This is a genomic window from Halobacillus trueperi (assembly GCF_003386945.1).
Lineage (GTDB): Bacteria > Bacillota > Bacilli > Bacillales > Halobacillaceae > Halobacillus > Halobacillus aidingensis.
This window is the reverse complement of the sequence record NZ_QUAE01000005.1, coordinates 203,032-224,005: the sequence shown is the minus strand read 5'-3', so window position 1 is coordinate 224,005 and position 20,974 is coordinate 203,032. Positions and strand designations below refer to the sequence as shown.

Genomic DNA, 20,974 nt, shown 5'->3' with positions numbered 1-20,974 from the left:
CGTTTATGGAATTAGCACAACGCGTGCAAGCTTTAACACCATCAACAACATTGGCAATCACAGCCAAAGCGAAAGCATTGAAGGCAGAAGGTCATGATGTGATTGGATTGGGAGCTGGCGAGCCCGATTTCAATACACCCTCTTATATTTTGGATGCTGCCAAGCGTGCGATGGATGAGGGAATGACGAAATACACACCAGCTGGCGGTGTTCCTGAGCTGAAGAACAGCATTACAGCAAAACTGAAACGCGACCAAGACCTAACCTACACAAATGAACAAATTATCGTTACCACAGGTGCGAAACATGCATTGTTCACTTTGTTCCAGGTCCTTTTGAATAAGGGGGATGAAGTCATCGTCCCGGCTCCATACTGGGTCAGTTATCCAGAACAGATAAAACTCGCTGAAGGTACGCCTGTGATTGTTTCAGCAGAGGAATCCAATGACTTTAAGCTTACACCAGAGCAACTGAAAGAAGCCATCACACCAAAAACGAAAGCTGTGATCATTAATTCACCAAGTAACCCGACAGGTATGATGTACTCGGAATCAGAATTAAAGGCGCTCGGAGAAGTGTGCCTTGAGCATGATGTCCTCATTGTATCGGATGAAATCTACGAAAAATTGATCTATACAGATGAAAAACATGTTTCCGTAGCTCAGCTGTCAAAAGAACTCTATGATCAAACGATTATTATCAACGGGGTTTCCAAGTCCCATTCTATGACAGGGTGGAGAATCGGTTTCGCTGCGGGAAATAAAACGGTCATTAAAGCGATGTCCAATATGGCTTCCCATTCGACATCCAATCCGACGACCATTGCCCAGTACGCAGCACTCGCTGCTTATACGGCATCTGAAGAAAAAGTAGACGAAATGAAAGAAGCGTTCAAAGAGCGGCTGGACGTGCTTCACAAGCGACTTGTTCAAATTCCTGGTGTGAACTGTGCGAAACCATCCGGCGCTTTTTACCTTTTCCCGAATGTGAAAGAAGCGGTTGAACAGGGTGGCTTTGAGAACGTGGATGCATGGGTGAAAGCTCTATTAGATGAAGAAAAAGTTGCGCTCGTCCCTGGGTCTGGATTCGGAAGCCCTGATAATGTGCGCCTGTCCTATGCGACATCTCTGGATCAGCTTGAAAAAGCAGCTGATCGAATCGAACGTTTTGTAAACAAACATCAATCTTAAGCTTTTGGAGGTTTTAGTGTGAAAACAACTATTTCTGAAGTATCAAAATATGTAGGCGAAGAAGTGACGTTAGGAGCCTGGCTTAGTAACAAACGCTCCAGTGGTAAAATTGCATTCTTGCAACTTCGTGATGGAACAGGATTTATGCAAGGGATCGTCGTTAAAGCAGAAATCGGGGAAGATAAGTTTCAAGATGCTAAAGCTTTAACACAGGAGTCTTCCCTTTATGTGACAGGTGTGATCGTGGAAGATACTCGTTCGCCACTTGGATATGAAATGCAAGTGAAAGATTTTGAAGTCATTCATGAAGCTGTCGACTATCCGATCACACCAAAGGAACACGGTCCAGAGTTCCTGATGGACCACCGCCATTTGTGGTTACGTTCTAAGCGTCAACATGCCGTCATGAAAGTACGAAATGAAATCATTCGGTCCACTTACGAATTTTTCAATGACAATGGGTATGTCAAAATTGACCCACCTATCCTTACGGGATCATCGGCGGAAGGAACAACAGAACTCTTCCATACGAAATATTTTGATGAAGATGCCTACTTGTCTCAAAGTGGTCAGCTTTACATGGAAGCTGCGGCCATGGCGTTTGGACGTGTATTCAGTTTCGGACCAACGTTTCGTGCTGAGAAATCAAAAACCCGCCGTCATTTGATTGAATTCTGGATGATTGAGCCTGAAATGGCCTTCATGGACCATGAAGACAGCCTTCAAGTACAGGAACAGTATGTTTCTCATGTGGTTCAATCGGTTCTTAAAAACTGTAAGATTGAACTTGATGCACTCGGTCGTGATACAGAAAAACTTGAAAAAATCCAAGCTCCATTCCCGCGCATTAGTTATGACGATGCCATTCAACTTTTGAAAGATAAAGGATTTGATGATATCGAATGGGGAGAAGACTTTGGAGCCCCACATGAAACAGCCATTGCGGAAAGCTATGATAAGCCTGTTTTCATTACGAATTACCCTGCTGATATCAAAGCGTTCTATATGAAGCCAGATCCTGAGCGCCCAGAAGTGGTTCTATGTGCAGACTTGATCGCTCCTGAAGGATATGGTGAAATCATCGGTGGATCTCAAAGAATTGATGATCTAGAGTTAATGCAGCAGAGGTATGAAGAACATGATCTCACAGGGGATGCGTACAAATGGTATTTACAATTACGTGAATACGGCAGTGTTCCACACTCCGGCTTCGGATTAGGACTTGAACGTACGGTCGCTTGGATTTCAGGAGTCGAGCACGTTCGCGAGACTATTCCATTCCCTCGTTTATTGAATCGACTTTACCCGTGATCACCAATCATGTGGATGAACGAACACCGATTTAACGCCTGTGGCGTATCGGTGTTTTTCATTCCATAAAGATTAAGAATGGAGGGATTGATTTGGCTAAATACCAAAGCTTTCAAAACATCATGGATAACCAAATGGTCGTTCCAACCAAACTTCTTGAACATTTTCATCAGCTGAAGTTGAATGAAACAGAATTGGTCGTTCTTTTGCAAATCCACCGTTTTCGCACAGAAGGCAACGGTTTTCCTACACCTGAACAACTGGCAACTCATCTTTCCATTACAGCGCAAGAATGTTCAAGAGTGCTTAGAAGCCTGATACAAAAAAGAATGATGACCATTGAACAAAATCAAAATGAAGATCGTGTGCTTAATGAGTACTATTCATTGGAGCCTTTGTGGGAAAAACTTTTTGCTGCATCACCGAAACCTCAAACGAATGACCGGTCGTATGATGAGAATATTTTTCCGTTGTTCGAGCAAGAATTCGGGAGACCCCTGTCTCCATTTGAAATTGAAACCATCAATATATGGCTTGATGAGGAAGATCAATCCCCTGCATTGATCAAGGCCGCGTTAAGAGAAGCTGTATTAATGAGCAAATTGAATTTTAAATACATTGACCGCATCCTGAGGGAGTGGAAACGTAAAGGTGTCAAAACGGTGGAGCAAGCCCGGGAACAGGGCAAGCAGTTCCGCCAAGGCCAACAGGCACCAAAAACACAAAAGCAGGAAAATAAGAAGCGGGATATCTCCCTTTACTATAACTGGTTGGAGGAGGATTCTTAAAACACACGATGTTGAATAAACAGCAAATCCGTCATTGTTTAGATACGTTTGAGGAAATGTTTCCTGAGGCCGAGTGTGAATTAACACACAGCAATCCTTTTGAACTCCTCGTTGCTGTCGTTCTCTCTGCTCAAGCGACAGATGCATTAGTGAACAAAGTGACCCCTCAACTTTTTGAAAAATATAAAAAGCCCGAGGACTATATCGCTGTTCCATTAGAAGAGCTCCAGGATGATATCAAACGAATCGGCTTATACAGGAACAAGGCAAAGAACATAAAGAAGCTTTCCCAAACACTTGTGGAGAAATTTAATGGGGAAGTTCCCCCGACAAAAAAAGAGCTGGAAAGTTTAGCTGGAGTGGGGAGGAAAACGGCAAACGTCGTAGCTTCCGTTGCTTTTGATGAACCTGCCATAGCAGTGGATACACACGTGGAGCGTGTTTCCAAACGCCTCGCTCTTTGTCGATGGAAAGATTCTGTTTTGGAAGTCGAAAAGACGTTGATGAGGAAAATACCAGTGGAAGAGTGGAGTGTGACCCATCACCGGATGATTTTTTTCGGCCGCTATCACTGCAAAGCGCAGCGTCCCAATTGTGAAGAGTGTCCTTTATTATTTCTGTGCAGGGAAGGACAAAAACGAATGAAAAAGAAAGAGAAATCCTAATAAAAATACCCTCTCGAATTTTCGAGAGGGTATTTTTTGTTTAGGCCGCATCTTGTTGATTATCCTGATCGTCTTCGGCTGGCGGTTGTTCTTCATCAGAACCACTGTTCCCGTCTGAACCACTGTCTCCACCTGAACCAGAACCATCATTTTGATTTTGGTCATCGTTTTCACTGTCATCATTATTGTCAGATCCATCGTCTTGGCCATCGTTTTGTCCATTGCCTTGACCGTTGCCTTGGCCTTCGCCTTGACCATTGTCTTGGCCATTGTCTTGGCCTTCGCCTTCGCCTTGGCCATCACCGTTATTATTATCGTTTCCGTCGTCATTGTTTTCTTCAGGAGGACCTTCACCTTCAGGGTTCTCTTCTTCATCTTCCTGATTTTCTCCCTCTTCGGATTCATCAGGAGTTTCCTGTTCAAGAGAACCAGGCGCTTGAACCGTGACGGTAGCCGGATCACTATTGGCTGTATTATCGTCATCACTGACGACCACAACAGAAAATTCGTAAGAGGCCCCAGGATCGACATTCGTAATCTCGACGCTTGTATCTTTCGTTGTTGTCAGTTCTCTCATTTCTCCACCATCGATGGAGGCAGCAATACGGAAACTGATTCCATCTGTATCTCCGTAGGACCACGAGAGATCTATACTGGATGTTTCTTCATTGAATTTACCAGCCAACGATTGGACGGGATCCAATTGCTGGTAAGTTTCTGATACTTTGGATGGCTGATTGTCTACATGGAATAGTTCTGTGACAATGCGGCCCGAAGGTGTATATTCACTAGGTAAACGTGCAGGTCTGGAACCTTTTTCTACATCCACCCAGGCCACAGAATCCGGTTTAGTAAAGTCAGCCGTTTCTATTTCTTGCGATAATTGAGTCATCAAAGGCTTGTAAATCTGTTTGGGTATATCTTTTGCCGCCTGAGACATCGGATCTTCTTCATCGTAACCTGCCCATATGGAAATGGAATAGTTCGTTGTGTATCCATTAAACCAGGAGTCAGAGGCATAATCACCACGGTTTGTCGTTCCGGTTTTTCCTGCGTCAGGCACACCAGGTACGTTAGCTGCGGTACCTGTACCTTCACTCATAGTCGTTTGCAGCATGTTAGAAATCATGAAGGCTGTATAGCTGTTCATCGCTGATTCAGGCTCTGGAGTAAGTTCGATCGTTCCTTCACCAGGTACCTCGACTTTTGTTACGGTATGTGGTTCGTTATACACGCCTTCGTTACCAAAAGCCGCGTAGGCGCCAGCCATTTCTTTAGGGTTGGTTCCCACTCCTCCTCCAATAGCATCTGAAAGCATAAAACCTTTATCCGGCACTTCAAAACCGAGGCCCTTTGCAAACTCTTCGGCTTTATCAATACCTACTTCTTCCATTAATTTAATCGTAGGAATATTTAATGAACGACTTAGTGCATATCTCGCTGATACCCAACCTCTAAACTTATTATCAAAATTATTGGGTGTCCATCCGTTATTGACATCAAATTCAGTTTTTTCATCTTTAATCTGATGATAGGTGGACATTTTATTATATTGAATTGCTGGACCATAAGCTGTAATCGGTTTAAATGTAGAGCCTGGCTGGCGGTTAATTCGAGTGGCCGTATTGAATTGGCCTTTTTGATAGTTACGGCCTCCGCCAATTGCTCGTATAGCACCTGTCTGTGTGTCAGTGACAGCAATTCCCGCCATTAATTTTTCATCCGGCCACGGAGTAGGGCCTTCATTACTTAAGAGCTGCTGAACTTGTTCCTGAGCTTTAGGATCGAGCGTTGTATAAATTTTCAACCCGTCTTTATATATATCTGAACCATCCATTTTCTCTTTAATTTCACGTTCCACTTCATCCAGGAACGCTTGGAATGGTGCTTCTTTTTCAGGTTGTCTTTCAATCAACATGTCTTCGATCTTCACTTGTCGTGCTTCTTCTGCTTCAGCTTCTGTTATTTTCCCGTGCTGTACCATCAAACTAAGAACCGTGTTCATTCGATCCTTCGCTAAATCTGGATTCTCAAAGGGCATATAGCCGCTTGGTCTTTGCGGAAGACCTGCCAATAGGGCAGCTTCAGGCAATGTGAGTTCACTCAGGTCTTTCTTGCCGAAATAAGTTTCCGCTGCTTCAGCAACGCCGTAGGACCCAGCCCCATAGTAAATCTTATTCAAATACATTTCTAAGATCTTTTCTTTGGAATATTCCTGATCTAACTTAATAGCCAAATACTGTTCTTGCACTTTACGTTTTATGGTTTTATCTTTCGTCAAAAATGATTCTTTGACGACTTGCTGTGTAATTGTACTTGCTCCTTCAGCACCGAACCCGCCAGTGATGTTCGCCAGTACGGCGCCTCCGATTCTTCGAAAGTCAATTCCAATATGATCGAAAAAGCGTACATCTTCGGTCGCTAATACAGCGTCTTCAAGAACGGTAGGAATGTCGTTGTATGTGATTTTCGTCCGTCGTTCGTCTCCGGCTAAATCAGCAAACAAGTCTCCGTTTTTGTCATAAACTTTGGAAGAGAATGGATCGGATAATTTCGATTCATCTAAACTTGGAGCCGTAGCGACATAATAGGCAAATAGTGCTCCAACCCCTAACATCAGAACAACTCCGATGGTTAAGAGGGTCATAAAAATCCTTTTGAATTTTGAATTGCTTTTTCCTTTTTTCGATGATTTCATTTGTTTTCTTCTTGATGTACGTGACTGGCTATCGTTGGCCATTTACATTTCCTCCATTTCAGAAATAAAGCTTATCGATGGCAGTGGCATAGTGAACCCTAGCCTGATAATGAAAAGGGATTTTGATTCCTTCATTTGTAATGTAAGCATAAGGAATCGATTTCCTTCCACCATTCCACTGATCTTCCCAAAAAGAAAAAATCGCTGAGGATGGAAGGAGGTATGTCTCGTCCAGAGGTGTGAACTTTATGATCATAAAGCTGACTCCACCATGTGCTTGGACAGCCCTCATATGGTCAATCTGGTGTTGGTGAACGTTACTTAATGGAAAAGACGTTTTGTTTTTCGTTTCTTTAGCCTCAAAATCGATGTACTTCCCACGATAAACTCCATTAAAGTCTGTCGTTGAGGCTTGTTTGAAATACGCTTCTTTAATGACAGCGGCGCTACGCTTCGGGTAATCCACTTGTACAATTTGAACAGGCGTGGGTTTTTTATGGACCACCGCGACTCCTGCTTGCAGATAATATTCATTTGTTACATTAATATCTTCTTCCAGTGACATTCCCCTGTTACTGAAATCCGGTTTTGTTTTTCCTTTGGGAGCTAAATTTGTCTTGGAACCACGTCTCCCATTGGGATAATTCACAACCAATCCCTCCCTATAGCCATGAGAGTATCATACCAAATTTTCGTGTCCAAGAATATATACATGCGACTCATTTTATTTAGACGTATAAAAGAAAGGAAAGTTTCACCTGTTCACACGATTGACACATATAAGAGAACCGCCATGACTATCTTCCCTTCCATATTCCATTCAAAACCCTAATCATATTCCTTCGATAATGGAAGGGGTTTTTTGTCTCGTGTAGAGAGTGAATGGTATCCTTTACTCCCGAAATTATTAAATTTTATAAAAAAAGCTGCTGCTATAAAAAATAGCAACAGCATCTGTCCAATCACGTAGAAGGGCGGTTCTCACCAGCTAATTTAGGATTGTCCGTTTTTGCTGGTGTCGGTTTCTTATTTTTCTGTTCTTTTTTCTTAGCCATATGCTTTTCTCCTTTTATGTCGAAGATTAAAGTCTGGTTTGACTTGTTTTGTTGCTTTAGTTCTAGTCTTGTCATCCGTAGAGGAGTTATGCATGCAATAGAGAATTTGTATAACACCAATAAAAGGGGGAGTAGTGTATGAAGAAAAATAGTGTCATCACACCAAATGAATTTGAGGAACAGCTCTCGCACTTACAGGAAAAATTCTCCTTACTTGAGCGCAGGTTGTCGATCAAAACAGATGAAATCGTGTTTAATATGGCCGTCTCCCACCGTAAAGAAATGGATGAATTGAAGAATGAAGTCTTCGGGCTTCGTGATGAATTAAGGAAGATGAAAAGAGAACGACGGTTTGAATATATGGGTAAGGTTGCTCAACAGGCCAGACGTCGTTCCGTAGGTTGATTTTGATACCCTTTGATCCCTCATGATATTATGAAGGAGGAAAGGTGTGGGAAGTAATGAATTTAAAAGCCAATACGAACGAACTGAAGCGTCTCATTGATGAACGTCATCAACGCTTTTTAAATACGGAAGGTCCCGTTGATAAAAAGAGCTATGACTTTTTTAATCAGGTTAAAAAGGAAACGGATCCGATGTTTCAGATGACTAACGAATGGGTGAAAGAAGCGGAAGCTTTCGTGAAAGACCGGAAGACGAACGTCCACCCGAACCAAGTGAAATCAACACATGAAAACATTGAAATGATCATCCTTCATAGTTATTATCTGGATGTTCACCGCAAAAGGTTCAAGGAATTATATCAATCCTCCCATTACGTTTTGGATATGGTCCTTAACGATATAGAACAAAATGAAAAAAGCTCCCAGTAAGGGAGCTTTTTTCATTTGACTGAAGCTTTACTCTTTAATCACTCTTCTGCCAGTTATTTTCTGGATATTAACAAGTAAAAAGAGGGGACAAGCAGCAGCGTGAGTACTGTTGAAAAAGCAAGTCCGGAAACGATCGATACCGCCAATGGTTTGAATAGCACATCTCCTGTATAAATGATTGGAGCCAGGGCTGCAATCGATGTTAACGACGTCAGGACTATCGGACGGATCCTTGCCCTGCCTGCTTCAATAACAGCTTCTATATTACTGCTGTATCGTTCACGGTTTTGCTCAATAAACTCGACAAGGATTACTGAATTTCTTACAACAATACCTGAAAGAGAGACGATACCTAATACAGCTAGGAAACTGAGAGGTTCTCCAGAAACGAAAAGTCCGATTATGGCCCCTGTCACAGCTAAAAATACGGTTCCTGTAATCAGTAAAGGCATAAGCAGAGAATTGAACTGGATGGCAATCGTTAAGTAAATGAGGAACAAAACGATGACAAACAGTTTTGTTACTTCTATAAAGAACTCGGACCGTGCATCGGATTCGCCGCTTTCAACAAGCGTATAACCATCTGGTAGGTCATTCTTGATTTCGTTTATGACTTCCGATGTTTGTTGGTTGAAACTGCTTTCCATTCCCTCTACAGGATAGGCTTCAACTGTGATGGTCCGATCTCCATCCAAGTGCGGTATGACACCGATCCGTTCGGTTGAATCTGTCGTGATGATTTCATCAAGGGTAAGGATTTCTGGTGGTCCATCGCCTTGGCTGGCCTGTTGACTGACAACGTTCAGCTCAGAAAGGGCTACACCATCCTCTACACCGTCGTCAACCATTATCTCGATCGGTAAGCGTTCTACCCCATTATCAAAGGTTCCCAAAGGAACTCCGATGTTTGCCAGTTGGAGCTGAGATGTAATTTGGTTGATCGCAATGTCATTTTCCGCAAGCAGTGTACGGTCAGCGCTGTATTCCGTAAAAGGCTGTGTCTTCGCATTGAGTGTAGCTATTTCTGCGCCTTCAAGATCACTTAATTTATTTTTTGCATCCTCTGCCTCGGAAATCAACGTTTCTATCTCTGGACCTTGGATTTGGATCTGAACAGGTGGCGAAGGTGGAGGACCAGAGACAATGGTCTCAAGGAAAATTTCACTTTCTGGAAACTCCTCCCTCAAAGGCTCCTCCCATTCCTCTATAAAATCACTTGCGCTCGTCTGGTCTCTGTCTACCCGGACAAGCACTTGACCTGTATTTTCACCTGAACGCTGCAATCCTGAACTGAATAAGTTAGGAAGGCCACTGCCTGAATAAATGGCTGTTTCAGTAATGGTTTCTTCAGATTCCTCTAAGAAGTCAGTTAATTCTTGCAAGCCTTGTTCTGTTTCCTGAATCGTAGTTCCTTGAGGATTCTCAACAGAAATGGTGACCTCAGGACGATCGGCAGCAGGGAAAAATTCAAAAGGAATCCGAATGGCCAGTGTGGCTAATAGGGCACACACAACAAGACCAATTAAGGAAGTGACGAGTGGCTTCTTCGTAGTAGTAGGAAGTATCCTATCAGCGTAGATACGTTCTACTCGATCAAACAAACCACCAAGAAGTCCAGACTTTGCCTTTTTGGATTTTCTCCTCCGTTTTTTCCTTGCATATTGAACGGTAGGGATGAAGGTCAGAGCAATGATGGTGGATGCCAACACCGTAAAGATTAATACAGATGGCAGGGCTCTGATGAAATCTCCGTTCGATCCCGATAGAAACGTCAAAGGCAGGAAACTGAAAATGATCATGAGTGTTGAAGTGATGATGGACTTGCCGACTTCCTTCACACCTCGGATGGTACCTTCCATCGGGCCATCTCCGAGTTGGAACCTTCTTTGAATGTTGTCATTAACAACAATAGCGTCGTCTACCAATATACCGATGGCTATAATCATTCCGATGACTGAAATTTGGTTCAAATCGACTCCAACATACGGAAGCGGAATTAAACCGATCAGAATGGATATTGGGATCGATAAAGCAACGAGAATCGCTGAAGACAATGGAAGACCCAATACCATGATAATGATGACAGCAAGAAACGATATGGCAAAGGAAGTGATCAGGTTTGAAAACACTTCATCAATAATCGTACTCTGTGTATAAAATCGATCGACCTGGATCTCTGCCGGCAACTGTTCAGACAAAACGTTAACCTTGTCTGTCAGTTCTTCTTGCAGGGCACTAATGTTTACTCCTTCTTCAGTAAGTATGGTGACGGATAGAGCAGCCTGGTCTTTATACGTAATCAGGTCTTCGACTTCTTGGTTCGTCATTTCAATGGAACCAATTTCAGCGAGAGTGACAGGCTCACCTTCCGAGCTGTTTCCGACAAATAAACGTTCCAGCTCTTCAATGTCCGAATATTTTTCAAAGATGAGTTGATGGATGGTGCCATCTCGTTGTTCCGTACCAATTGGTGAAGGACCCAATTCTTCATTCAAAGAACGGATGACGGAAGATGGAGGAATTTGCAACTCATTCAATTGGTCATTATCCAAACGGACGGAGACCTTTTGATCAGGTAAGCCTTTAACCAGAATGGAGTCGACACCAGGTGTCTTGGTTAATTCCGCTTTCCATTCTTGCATTTCTTCCCGCAATTTATATAATTCCGTTCGATTTTCACTGTAAAGGTGATAGGAAGCAACAGCTGACATGGTTGTGTCCGTGTTCACATCAGGGGATTGGACTTCGTCTGGAAAAGTCCTTGATACATCTGATACGGCCTGTCGGATCTTAGCATTCGTTGTGTCTACATTTACATCTCCGGATAGAGTAGCAGTCACGGTACCAAACCCTGTTGTGGATGCAGACGTGATTTCATCAATCCCTTCTGTATTCAAAAGCTCTTCCTCTAAGGGGTTGATGATTGTCCGTTCCACTTCTTGGGGAGTTGCCCCCGGATAAACCGTGGAAATTGATGATACATTTACATTAATTTCAGGAATTTCCCGTTTTGGTAGTTGAAGATAAGTGAAAATACCTGTGAAAATCAATAACAAAATAAAAATCCAAATGATTTTGTTGTAATTTAAAATTGATTTCATTTTGTTCCTCCTGATCCATATGATTTTTATGCTCTTTCAGTATAAACTTTTTTCCGACACATGTGTCAATTATATGCTCCCCCGATGTGCTATAATAAAACCGAATATGAAACCGCTTTACATTTTGCCAATATTCATATATAATGACCTTCCCATGAGTAGGGAGGGATGTAAATGGAATCAAACCAACTAATCAATGAAGCTAAGAAGATAAGGGAAAAAGCTTATGTCCCTTATTCAAATTTCCCCGTAGGTGCTGCTCTAGTCACAGAAGACGGAACCCTTTATACGGGATGCAATATTGAAAATGCCGCCTATCCTGTTACCTGTTGTGCTGAAAGAGTGGCGATTTTCAAGGCTGTTTCTGATGGACATAACAGTTTCAAGGAACTAGCGGTTGTCGCTGACACGAAAAGGCCGGTTCCACCATGTGGATCTTGTCGTCAGGTCATGAGTGAATTTTTCCAGTCAGATGTTAAAATTCATACGACAAATCTGCACGGAGATACAAAAACATTCACAATGGATGAAATTCTTCCATTCTCGTTTTCATCTGCTGATCTATCCGAAGAAGAAGCGAAATAAGCAGGAAAAGGATGAGACTCTCATCCTTTTTTTATTGGCAAAATTAAAAAAACAATGTCCACGCGTAGAACTTGTCCCCACCCTATTCGTCTAGTACATTTACTGGAAATAAAAGTATGCTTCTAATGATGATATCCATGTTTCTATGTAAGTGAGTGGGTATCTGTCGATAAGAAAGTAAAGGATATGATGATATCGCCTAGTACATTCACGCTCTTTGTGACATACGCTGATAAGGAATAAAAGAACAAGGAGTGAAAGCACGATGCATCAATATTCTATGCAGGACTCTTGCGGCTGTGGACCGATGTCTTCTCCAGCCGGAAACCGTAGACCGATCGTCTGTCCTGTCCAAAATTGTGTGGTAGATAACTATTTCAGTGAAAACCAAGACTACATTCATCCTACCCACATTCTCGTTCGAAATAATCATACGTTGAACAATAACCACTATTTCCCATATATGGTTTCTGAGCAAAACAACTTCCGAACTCAAGACTTCGCTTTTCCTCAAGGGTCTTCACCAGACTATAACTGGATGGATTATATGAATCCTCAAGATATGGGTCAAATGCCTTCGGGTCAAGGCCAAATGCCGATGATGAACGAAGAGGATATGGAAGAGATGGAAGGTATGATGGGCCAAGGTGGTCAAATGCCAATGACGGCTCAGGGTCAAATGCCGATGATGGGTGACGGTCAGATGCCAATGATGGGTCAAGGTCAAATGCCGATGATGGGTGACGGTCAGATGCCAATGATGGGCCAGGGTCAAATGCCAATGATGGGTCAAGGCCAAATGCCGATGATGGGTTCAGGCTCAAATAGTTAAGATGAGATAAGCCACGAAACAGTGGCTTATTTTCTTATTTCTAGGAAACATATTAAAATAAATGAAGGGTAAGGAGGAAGAACATTGAAAACCATTGTTGTGACGGGTTATAAACCGATGGAAATGGGTATTTTTAAGCATAATGATCCAAAAGTTGATTTCGTAAAAGAGACTATAAAAAGAAGATTACGTACTTACATAGAAGAAGGTTTGCAATGGGTGCTCATTTCAGGACAAATGGGAGTCGAGTTATGGACGGCTGAAGTCGTGCTCGATCTAAAAGAAGAGTATGATGTGAAATTAGGCGTTCTTCCACCTTTTGAAAACCAGGAAGAGCGATGGCCTGAAGATCTTAAGCTTGTTTATGAGGAAATAACAATGACCGCCGATTTCTACCAGCCGATCTATAATAAAGGGTATGAAGGTCCTTATCAATTCAGAGCAAAAGATCAATTTCTAATCGATCACTCGGAAGGATGTCTCGTTTTATATGATGAAGATACAGAAGGTAGTCCACAATATTTCTTAAGAGTTGCGAAAAAGTCTCAAGACCATGGGGAGTATGAGATCGTTTATATTACTCCATTAGACCTGGAAGAGACGGTAGAAGAGCTTCGGATGGCCGATCCAGATTTCTGGAGTCAATAAATGTTCCAGATTTGAAATTGACATTTTCGTTACCTTTTGAAAAAATGGATGTAATGTGTGAAACAGAGGTGAGAAAAATGAACTTAGAAGAGTATCATTTAAGCGGTAAGGATATACTTGAGAAAGACTTTAAAACGTCTATGAGAGGGTATAACCAGGAAGAAGTAGATGAGTATCTGGACTTGATCATTCAGGATTATGACCGTTTTCAGCAGGAAATTGAACGTCTACAGCAGGAAAATGACCGTTTGAAGAAGGTGTCATCACGTGAAACGACACAGAGACAAAGGCAACCATCCACGAATAATCATCAAGTGAATTATGATATTTTGAAGCGTGTTTCAAACTTAGAGAAGGCTGTTTTTGGCAATAAATACGCTGACTAGTATTCAATTTTTTCCAATGACAAGCGTGTAAGTGTCTGTTATAATGGTTTAGCACGTCTTAAGAGGCGTAATGACAAATGTTAATGCTCATTTGAATACTCGGGTAATCGCTGTATAGGTTTCTATACAGAGGAAAGTCCATGCTCGCACAAGCTGAGATGCTTGTAGTGTTCGTGCTTGACGAAACCATAAGTCAAGGGAGTTCTTTAGAACTTACGGCAGGGAAAATTCCTAAGTCTTTGATATGGAATGACTACCTTGAAAGTGCCACAGTGACGGAGCCGGAGTAGAAATACTTCGGGTGGAACGAGGTAAACCCCACGAGCGAGCAACCCAAATATAGGTAGGGGCACTTTTCAATGGGAAATGAACCAGAGAAGAGGCCGTTTGACGGCAGATAGATGATTGCCACCGGAGTACGAGGTTGACCACCGTTTGCAGTACAATGGCACAGAACATGGCTTACAGAGTATTCAAAGGTCGCTAATGATACAGATGACACCCTTCTGAAAAGCCGTATGCTTTTTAGAAGGGTTTTTTCTTTTTGTAAAGCATTTATTAGTGAAGGAAATCGTTTTTGTTTGTTCATGCTACATATGAAGGAGGTTCATTATGTCGAAAAAAGTTACGTTGATTGCAACGGCAGCTATGGGACTTGAAGCCATAGTGGGTAAAGAGGTTAAAGCTTTAGGCTATGAAGACATTCAGATAGAAAATGGAAGAGTTGTATTTGAAGCGGACGTTTCAGCAATACCGAGAGCCAATCTTTGGCTTCGAACAGCGGATCGTGTCAAATTGCTGGTTGGAAAGTTCAAAGCCACATCATTTGATGAACTTTTTGAAAACACGAAGGCATTGCCGTGGGAAACTTTTATAGAGGAAGACGGAGAATTTCCGGTTGTTGGTAAATCGGTAAAATCGAAGCTATACAGTGTTCCGGATTGTCAATCGATTGTTAAGAAAGCGATTGTAGAACGATTAAAGGTCAAACATGGCATTGATTCATGGTTGAAAGAAACCGGGGCCTTTTACAGAGTAGAAGTGGCGATTCATAAGGATGAAGCGTTATTGACAATTGATACATCGGGAAGTGGACTGCATAAGCGAGGATATCGCGTAGGCCAAGGGGAGGCGCCATTAAAAGAGACACTAGCCGCTGCACTCGTACAGATTACAAATTGGACCCCTGACCAACCGTTTGTGGATCCGTTTTGTGGTTCAGGGACGATTGCCATAGAAGCCGCATTAATTGGTCAGAATATCGCACCTGGTTTTAACAGGGAATTCGCTTCAGAGAATTGGAGTTTCATACCGCAGAAGGTTTGGGATGATGCGTTTCAAGAAGCGGAAGATTCAGCGAATTATGACCAGCCGCTTCAAATCTTTGGCTCTGACATTGACCCCGACTTGATTGAAATCGCGAAAAAAAATGCAATGGAAGCAGGACTCGGAGAATTGATCACTTGGAAACAAATGCAGATGAGTGATTTCAAACCGAAGCAGGAAAACGGGTACCTCGTGTCTAATCCTCCTTATGGAGAGCGTATGGGTGAGCGGGAAGAAGTGGAAGAGATGTATCGCAACCTTGGTACGATTATGCGTGATCATCCATCTTGGAGTGTGTACATTCTTACTTCTCATGAAGGATTTGAGAAACTTTACGGTAAGCCTGCCACTAAAAAACGGAAGCTCTTCAATGGCTTTATCAAAACGGATTATTATCAATATTTCGGAAGGAAGCCAAAATCGAAGCCTGACAATGGCAAAGGATTTGGTTTCTAATTTGTTTGATAAAGTTATTCATTTAGGTGAAGGGGAGAGGTAGATTTGAGTCAAACAACCGAACAGAAATTTATGGAGCTATTAAAAGAACAATCGGCTTATGGGGAAGCGATCGGGCTGATGGCTTGGGATATGAGAACAAAAGCCCCACGAAAAGGAATCGAAGGTCGTTCGGAAGTGATCGGGGTCATGTCCCAAAAAGTTCATGAGATTCAGACCTCGGAGAAAATGCGCCATTATATTGATGAACTGAAAGGAAAGACCCAAGATCCCATTTTAAAAAGAGCGGTGGAAGAAGCGGAGGAAACGTACAACAAAACGGCTAAGATTCCAGCCGATGAGTATAGAGCTTATGTGACGCTCCAAACCAAAGCTGAATCCATGTGGGGAGAGGCGAAAAGCAACAACGACTTCGAAAGTTTCCGCCCATACTTGGAAAAGTTGGTCGAGTACAACCGCAAATTCGCAGATTATTGGGGATATGAAAACCATCGTTATGATGCTTTGTTGAACAATTACGAACCGGGAGTAACTGTGAAGGTCCTGGATGAAGTGTTTCCAAAAGTGAGGGAAGCTTTATCTTCTCTTCTTAAACAGATCAAAGAAGCGCCAAATCAACCTGACCCCTCAGTCCTGCAGGGCCACTTCCCGAAAGAATGCCAAGCTGAGTTCAGTGAAGCGATTTTAGAGCGTATGGGTTATGATTTTGATGCCGGACGTTTAGATGAGACGGTGCACCCTTTTGCGATCGGACTGAATACCAATGATGTGAGGGTAACAACGAAATACGACGAAAAAGATTTCCGGACAGCTGTCTTTGGAACGATTCACGAAGGAGGACATGCCCTTTACGAACAGAACATCGATCCAAAGCTTGCTTTTACACCACTTGCGGACGGGACTAGCATGGGTATTCATGAATCACAATCTTTGTTTTGGGAGAATTTCATCGCTCGTAGTGAAGGCTTTTGGAGAAATCATTATAATTTGTTCAAGACCTATGCCCCTGAACACTTCCAACACTTACCCCTTGAGAAGTTTTATCCAGCTGTCAATGAAGTGAAACCATCCTTGATTCGGATTGAAGCGGACGAGTTGACGTATTGTTTGCACATTATGGTCCGCTATGAGTTGGAAAAAGCTTTGATTGCTGGTGAAATTGAAGTGAAGGACCTCCCTGAACTGTGGAATCAAAAGATGGAAGACTACCTTGGAATCACGCCTGAGAGTGATTCTGAAGGAGTCCTTCAAGACATTCACTGGTCGGGTGGGGATTTCGGCTACTTTCCATCCTATGCATTAGGATACATGTATGCGGCCCAGTTGAACTCCAAGATGAGAGAAGAAATTGATGTGGATCGTTACATTGAAGAAGGCGACTTCCACAAAATAAAGGAATGGCTGACGGAAAACGTCCATCAGTATGGAAAAATGAAAAAACCGCTGCAAATCTTAAATGACATTACTGGTGAAGGATTGAATCCTGATCATCTTATAGATTATTTAACAAATAAATATAAAAAAATCTATCAGTTTTAACATGAAAAGAGCCCGGCTGGATAAGCCGGGCTTTGCTTTATTTAAGACATTTCTTCCATCAAATCTGGAGTTGCTGGGAAACCAGCTTCTTTAAGGATTTCATTGAACTGATCGTTGAATTCCGTGAATTTCTCTTCAGCTTCCGTAAAGTCAGCATTTTCCGTGTTTTCATTCAATGCTTTCTCTACACCTTCATAATAAGCTTGAAGGGAAGGCAGCGTTTCTTCGAATTTTGTCATGACATCTTCAGGTAGATCAGCTTCAACTGTATAATTGTCGACCATGGAAGAAGCTTCGTTTGCTGCTGTCTTAGCTTCTTCAGCTGCAGATTGGATCGCTTCTGGATCAGGTTCTTCTGCTGAGACAGCTGCTTTATAAGCAGAAATTTTCTGTTGATATGGTTTGAAAGTGTTCGTCAGAGCCATTTGAGCACTGAGCAATTCTTTCTTCACCTTTTGTTCATCATTTTCCTGATTTTCTGTCGTGTCTTCTGTCTGGTTTTCTGTGTCTGCGTTTGTGCCTTCTTCCGTGTCATTGTTACATCCTGCTAAAACAAGTGCTCCGGAAAGACCTAAAGCTAACAACCATTTTTTCATACAGACAACCCCCTTTTTTTCTATTGACGATTTTCATTCTATGTCAGGCTTTCCCTTATGTAAAGAAATTGCAAAAATGTTATACTATACTGAAAATTCAACACTATTGATGGAGGCTATTGAAATGTACTTACCAGACTTTAGATTAGAAAAAAAACTTGCTGTGATTACAGGAGGAACGAAAGGAATTGGTAAAGCCATCACTCTCGCTTTTGCAGAATCTGGTGCGGATGTGATTGTGATCGCCAGAAACTTGAAAGACCTTGAACAGACAAAAAAAGAAGTGGAAGAGCTTGGACAACAGGCGTCAATCATCTGTAAGGATATTAACGATTATAAGGAGATCATCCAGGAGGTTGAGAACGTTCGTGATGGGCGGGATCTTGACATATGGGTCAATAATGCAGGGATGAATATCAGAAGTGAAGCAGAAAGGGTAACAGAGGAGGAATGGGACCAGATTATATCGACGAATATGCGCAGTGCTTTCTTTCTGTCTCAATATGCAGGTCAAGTGATGAAATCCTCTAAGAAGGGGAAAATTATTAACATCTCTTCTGTCGGGGGCCATACAGCTTTACGTACGGGAGTCGTTTATGCCATGACGAAAAGCGCGCTTATCCAAATGACGAAAAACCTGGCCCTTGAATGGGGGAAATATAATATCAATGTCAATGCGATTGGCCCCTGGTATTTTCCAACCTCGCTCACAGAAAGACTCCTTCAGGATGAATCCTATGTCCAGGAAATTCTTGAACGAACACCACTGAAAAGGATTGGTAAATTAGAGGAATTGAGCGGTGCCGCTGTATTCTTAGCTTCAGACGCTGGAAATTATATGACAGGTCAGACGTTGTTTGTTGACGGAGGTATGACCATTTACGGATTTTAATCGAACCCTTTACTCACCTGGGTGTGAGCTCCATAGCGTGACATAGCAAAAGCGCCATAAGAAAATGGCGCTTTTGCTATGTCATCCATGGTTTTTCTTCAATTATTAGAATCAAAGAAAGTTGATGTTCCTGTTCAATGCTCAAAGGGATCAGAAATCCTTTACTGAAATCTTCCACCTTTCTTTTTCTTACAATGACCGTCGGTGTAGTGATATCAATGGACAGTTCATGCTTAGAATTGAGTAAGGCAGGCAGTAATAGACTGTTTAAAAGATCTCCGAATCCTCTCCAAAATAGATTGATTTGACATAGGACCATCGTGCCGCGAAAGACGCCATTTCCAGACATAATTTCCTCCTTTTTTGTACATAGTAAAAAAAAGGAGGATGAAAATGCCATACATACTATCTTCAGGCGTTCAATGTGCTGACTATTCCTGTAATCAATCCGATGTTCAAGAGCTCGTTTATGAATTGTTTCCTCTAAAAGATCACGAGAAAAAAAGGTTGATGCCGATTTTTGAACACGCAAATATTGAAAAGCGGCAATTCGCTGCTCCATTAGAGTGGTTTAAAGAAAATCATGGATTAGAAGAGAGGAACCATTTATACCATACGAAAGCATTAGCCTACAGTTTACAAGCGGTCGCTTCTTGTTTAAAGAACCTAACGGGAGAGAATGAATTTTCTACAGCAGATATCGACCATCTCATTTTTGTTTCTTCCACTGGCATTTCCACCCCTACCCTCGATGCTTATATTATGAATGAACTCGGTTTCAGGGAGGATACGAAACGAACGCCTTTGTTTGGGCTTGGATGCGCAGGAGGAACAAGCGGTGTCGCTAAAGCTTATGAATGGCTGCTCGGCCATCCGGATCAGAATGTTCTTGTTATTTGTGCAGAACTTTGCAGCTTGACCTTTCAGGCGGAGGATGCCAGAGTGAGCAATTTCGTAGGTACTGCTTTATTTGGAGACGGAGCTTCCGCTGTCTTAGTAGCGGGGGACCAATCCCTCTTATTGAAGAAAAAAAAGCATCCTCTTCCCAAAATTATCAATTCCAGTTCCAGAACAAAAGCTCACAGTACAGATGTGATGGGATGGAGGGTTGTAGATACAGGTTTTGAAGTTATTTTTAATAAAAGTATCCCCCGGTTAGTCAAGGAATTTTGGAGTGTACATGCGGAACAAGTCGTACACAACAATGGATGGCTCGTTAAAGACCTGCCTTTCATTGTTGCTCATCCCGGCGGTAGAAAAGTGTTGGAAGCCTACGAGGAAGTATTTGATTTGAATGAGGAGGCTTTAACTATTCCGAGAAAGGTGTTATCCGCTCATGGGAATATGTCCTCCCCAACGGTACATTTTGTGCTGCATGAAGTCTTAAAGACGAAACATGAAAAAGGGACGAAATCGATCATGACTTCTCTCGGACCTGGATTTAGTTCAGAAATTGTCAGTTTGGAGTGGGAATAGAATGGAGATTTTTTTATGGATGATCTTAGCTTTTTTAATATTTCAGCGGTTAGGCGAACTTGCCCTGGCTAATCGTAATCGTAAGTGGATGGTGGAAAGAGGTGCAAAGGAGTGGGGGCAAGGTCACTATTTCTTGTTCATTCTTTTACACAGCTCATTTTTTGTATGTGTCATTGCTGAGTTCGTTTGGACTCCATATGTTCAGCAACCATTTTTTTATATCGCGCTCACTGGATTCTTCGTGTTACAGATTCTTAGAATCGCTTGCATTCGAACTTTAGGAAAACGGTGGAATACGAGAATTCTCGTATTACCGGATGAAGAGCCCATTCGGAAGGGGATCTACCGGTTTGTGAAACACCCGAATTACGTGATCGTCTTTTTTGAATTGATGGTCATCCCTGTGTTGTTTCATGCTTATTTAACGGCACTGATTTTCCCATTCCTACACTTGCTTGTCCTCACGGTGAGAATTCCTGCCGAGGAAAGGGCATTACAGGAACGAATGTAAATGTGCAAAAAACATTGCTCATTTCTTGAATGTTTGTTAAGATTCTAATTAGAAATGAAATTCATTTTCAATTAGAAAGGTGAGAA

General features: G+C 42.2%; 20 protein-coding genes and 1 other RNA gene. 16 read left to right on the top strand and 5 right to left on the bottom strand.

Annotated elements, in window-relative coordinates; all coding sequences use genetic code 11:
- The first annotated feature begins 5 nt into the window (after positions 1-5).
- The 4 genes from DYE48_RS09030 (at position 6) to nth (ending at position 3,954) form a co-directional block, all read left to right on the top strand.
- The gene (locus DYE48_RS09030; protein ID WP_115823322.1) at positions 6-1,190 is read left to right on the top strand and encodes a pyridoxal phosphate-dependent aminotransferase; all 1,185 of its coding nucleotides are present in this window, start codon (positions 6-8) and stop codon (positions 1,188-1,190) included.
- An 18-nt stretch (positions 1,191-1,208) separates the two neighbouring features.
- Positions 1,209-2,501, top strand: coding sequence for an asparagine--tRNA ligase (asnS, locus tag DYE48_RS09025; protein WP_115823321.1), 1,293 nt, complete (start codon positions 1,209-1,211; stop codon positions 2,499-2,501).
- Between the two features lie 92 nt (positions 2,502-2,593).
- Complete coding sequence (locus DYE48_RS09020) at positions 2,594-3,289, top strand: DnaD domain-containing protein (protein ID WP_115823320.1); 696 nt, start codon at positions 2,594-2,596, stop codon at positions 3,287-3,289.
- An 8-nt stretch (positions 3,290-3,297) separates the two neighbouring features.
- Positions 3,298-3,954 carry an endonuclease III gene (gene nth, locus DYE48_RS09015; protein ID WP_115823319.1) on the top strand — a complete coding sequence of 219 codons (657 nt, stop codon included), beginning with the start codon at positions 3,298-3,300 and terminating at the stop codon, positions 3,952-3,954.
- A gap of 40 nt (positions 3,955-3,994) precedes the next feature.
- Here the strand turns inward: nth and DYE48_RS09010 are convergent, their stop codons facing one another.
- Together DYE48_RS09010 and recU are read right to left on the bottom strand one after the other, a co-directional pair.
- Entirely contained in the window at positions 3,995-6,694 is a 2,700-nt protein-coding gene (locus DYE48_RS09010; RefSeq protein ID WP_115823318.1) for a PBP1A family penicillin-binding protein, read from the bottom strand.
- A gap of 16 nt (positions 6,695-6,710) precedes the next feature.
- Positions 6,711-7,301 carry a Holliday junction resolvase RecU gene (gene recU / locus DYE48_RS09005; RefSeq protein WP_115823317.1) on the bottom strand — a complete coding sequence of 197 codons (591 nt, stop codon included), beginning with the start codon at positions 7,299-7,301 and terminating at the stop codon, positions 6,711-6,713.
- A 544-nt stretch (positions 7,302-7,845) separates the two neighbouring features.
- On the opposite strand from recU, the gene DYE48_RS09000 reads away from it, so the two are divergent.
- Entirely contained in the window at positions 7,846-8,112 is a 267-nt protein-coding gene (locus DYE48_RS09000) for a hypothetical protein (RefSeq protein WP_115823316.1), read from the top strand.
- A gap of 56 nt (positions 8,113-8,168) precedes the next feature.
- Positions 8,169-8,540 (top strand): YppE family protein, encoded by a 372-nt coding sequence (locus DYE48_RS08995; RefSeq protein WP_115823364.1) that lies wholly within the window; start codon positions 8,169-8,171, stop codon positions 8,538-8,540.
- A gap of 53 nt (positions 8,541-8,593) precedes the next feature.
- Here DYE48_RS08995 and DYE48_RS08990 read toward each other — a convergent pair whose 3' ends face one another.
- Positions 8,594-11,641 carry an efflux RND transporter permease subunit gene (locus DYE48_RS08990; RefSeq protein WP_115823315.1) on the bottom strand — a complete coding sequence of 1,016 codons (3,048 nt, stop codon included), beginning with the start codon at positions 11,639-11,641 and terminating at the stop codon, positions 8,594-8,596.
- Positions 11,642-11,815: 174 nt separating this feature from the next.
- Between DYE48_RS08990 and DYE48_RS08985 the strand changes: the two genes are divergently transcribed.
- The 7 genes from DYE48_RS08985 to DYE48_RS08955 all read left to right on the top strand — a co-directional run bounded on the left by DYE48_RS08985 (position 11,816) and on the right by DYE48_RS08955 (position 17,413).
- Complete coding sequence (locus DYE48_RS08985) at positions 11,816-12,226, top strand: cytidine deaminase (protein WP_115823314.1); 411 nt, start codon at positions 11,816-11,818, stop codon at positions 12,224-12,226.
- 265 nt (positions 12,227-12,491) lie between these two features.
- Complete coding sequence (locus DYE48_RS08980) at positions 12,492-13,058, top strand: CotD family spore coat protein (RefSeq protein ID WP_115823313.1); 567 nt, start codon at positions 12,492-12,494, stop codon at positions 13,056-13,058.
- An 84-nt stretch (positions 13,059-13,142) separates the two neighbouring features.
- A complete protein-coding gene (locus DYE48_RS08975) occupies positions 13,143-13,706 on the top strand; it encodes an SLOG family protein (RefSeq protein WP_115823312.1) in 564 nt (187 codons plus the stop codon).
- A 77-nt stretch (positions 13,707-13,783) separates the two neighbouring features.
- Positions 13,784-14,092, top strand: a complete 309-nt coding sequence (gene gpsB / locus DYE48_RS08970) for a cell division regulator GpsB (protein ID WP_115823363.1) — start codon at positions 13,784-13,786, stop codon at positions 14,090-14,092.
- A gap of 95 nt (positions 14,093-14,187) precedes the next feature.
- Positions 14,188-14,562, top strand: an RNA gene (gene rnpB / locus DYE48_RS08965) — RNase P RNA component class B.
- Between the two features lie 142 nt (positions 14,563-14,704).
- Positions 14,705-15,874 (top strand): THUMP domain-containing class I SAM-dependent RNA methyltransferase, encoded by a 1,170-nt coding sequence (locus tag DYE48_RS08960; protein ID WP_115823311.1) that lies wholly within the window; start codon positions 14,705-14,707, stop codon positions 15,872-15,874.
- A 72-nt stretch (positions 15,875-15,946) separates the two neighbouring features.
- Positions 15,947-17,413 (top strand): carboxypeptidase M32, encoded by a 1,467-nt coding sequence (locus tag DYE48_RS08955; protein ID WP_167449478.1) that lies wholly within the window; start codon positions 15,947-15,949, stop codon positions 17,411-17,413.
- A gap of 41 nt (positions 17,414-17,454) precedes the next feature.
- Here DYE48_RS08955 and DYE48_RS08950 read toward each other — a convergent pair whose 3' ends face one another.
- The gene (locus DYE48_RS08950; protein WP_115823309.1) at positions 17,455-18,009 is read right to left on the bottom strand and encodes a hypothetical protein; all 555 of its coding nucleotides are present in this window, start codon (positions 18,007-18,009) and stop codon (positions 17,455-17,457) included.
- Positions 18,010-18,133: 124 nt separating this feature from the next.
- Here DYE48_RS08950 and DYE48_RS08945 point away from each other — a divergent pair, with 124 nt between their 5' ends.
- Positions 18,134-18,901: an SDR family NAD(P)-dependent oxidoreductase gene (locus DYE48_RS08945; RefSeq protein WP_115823308.1), complete on the top strand. Its 768-nt coding sequence runs from the start codon at positions 18,134-18,136 to the stop codon at positions 18,899-18,901.
- A 76-nt stretch (positions 18,902-18,977) separates the two neighbouring features.
- Here DYE48_RS08945 and DYE48_RS08940 read toward each other — a convergent pair whose 3' ends face one another.
- A complete protein-coding gene (locus DYE48_RS08940) occupies positions 18,978-19,250 on the bottom strand; it encodes a hypothetical protein (RefSeq protein ID WP_115823307.1) in 273 nt (90 codons plus the stop codon).
- Between the two features lie 44 nt (positions 19,251-19,294).
- Between DYE48_RS08940 and DYE48_RS08935 the strand changes: the two genes are divergently transcribed.
- Both DYE48_RS08935 and DYE48_RS08930 read left to right on the top strand, forming a co-directional pair.
- On the top strand, positions 19,295-20,377 hold the full coding sequence (locus DYE48_RS08935; protein WP_115823306.1) for a type III polyketide synthase: 1,083 nt from the start codon (positions 19,295-19,297) through the stop codon (positions 20,375-20,377).
- A 1-nt stretch (position 20,378) separates the two neighbouring features.
- Positions 20,379-20,888, top strand: coding sequence for an isoprenylcysteine carboxyl methyltransferase family protein (locus DYE48_RS08930; protein WP_115823305.1), 510 nt, complete (start codon positions 20,379-20,381; stop codon positions 20,886-20,888).
- Positions 20,889-20,974 lie beyond the last annotated feature (86 nt).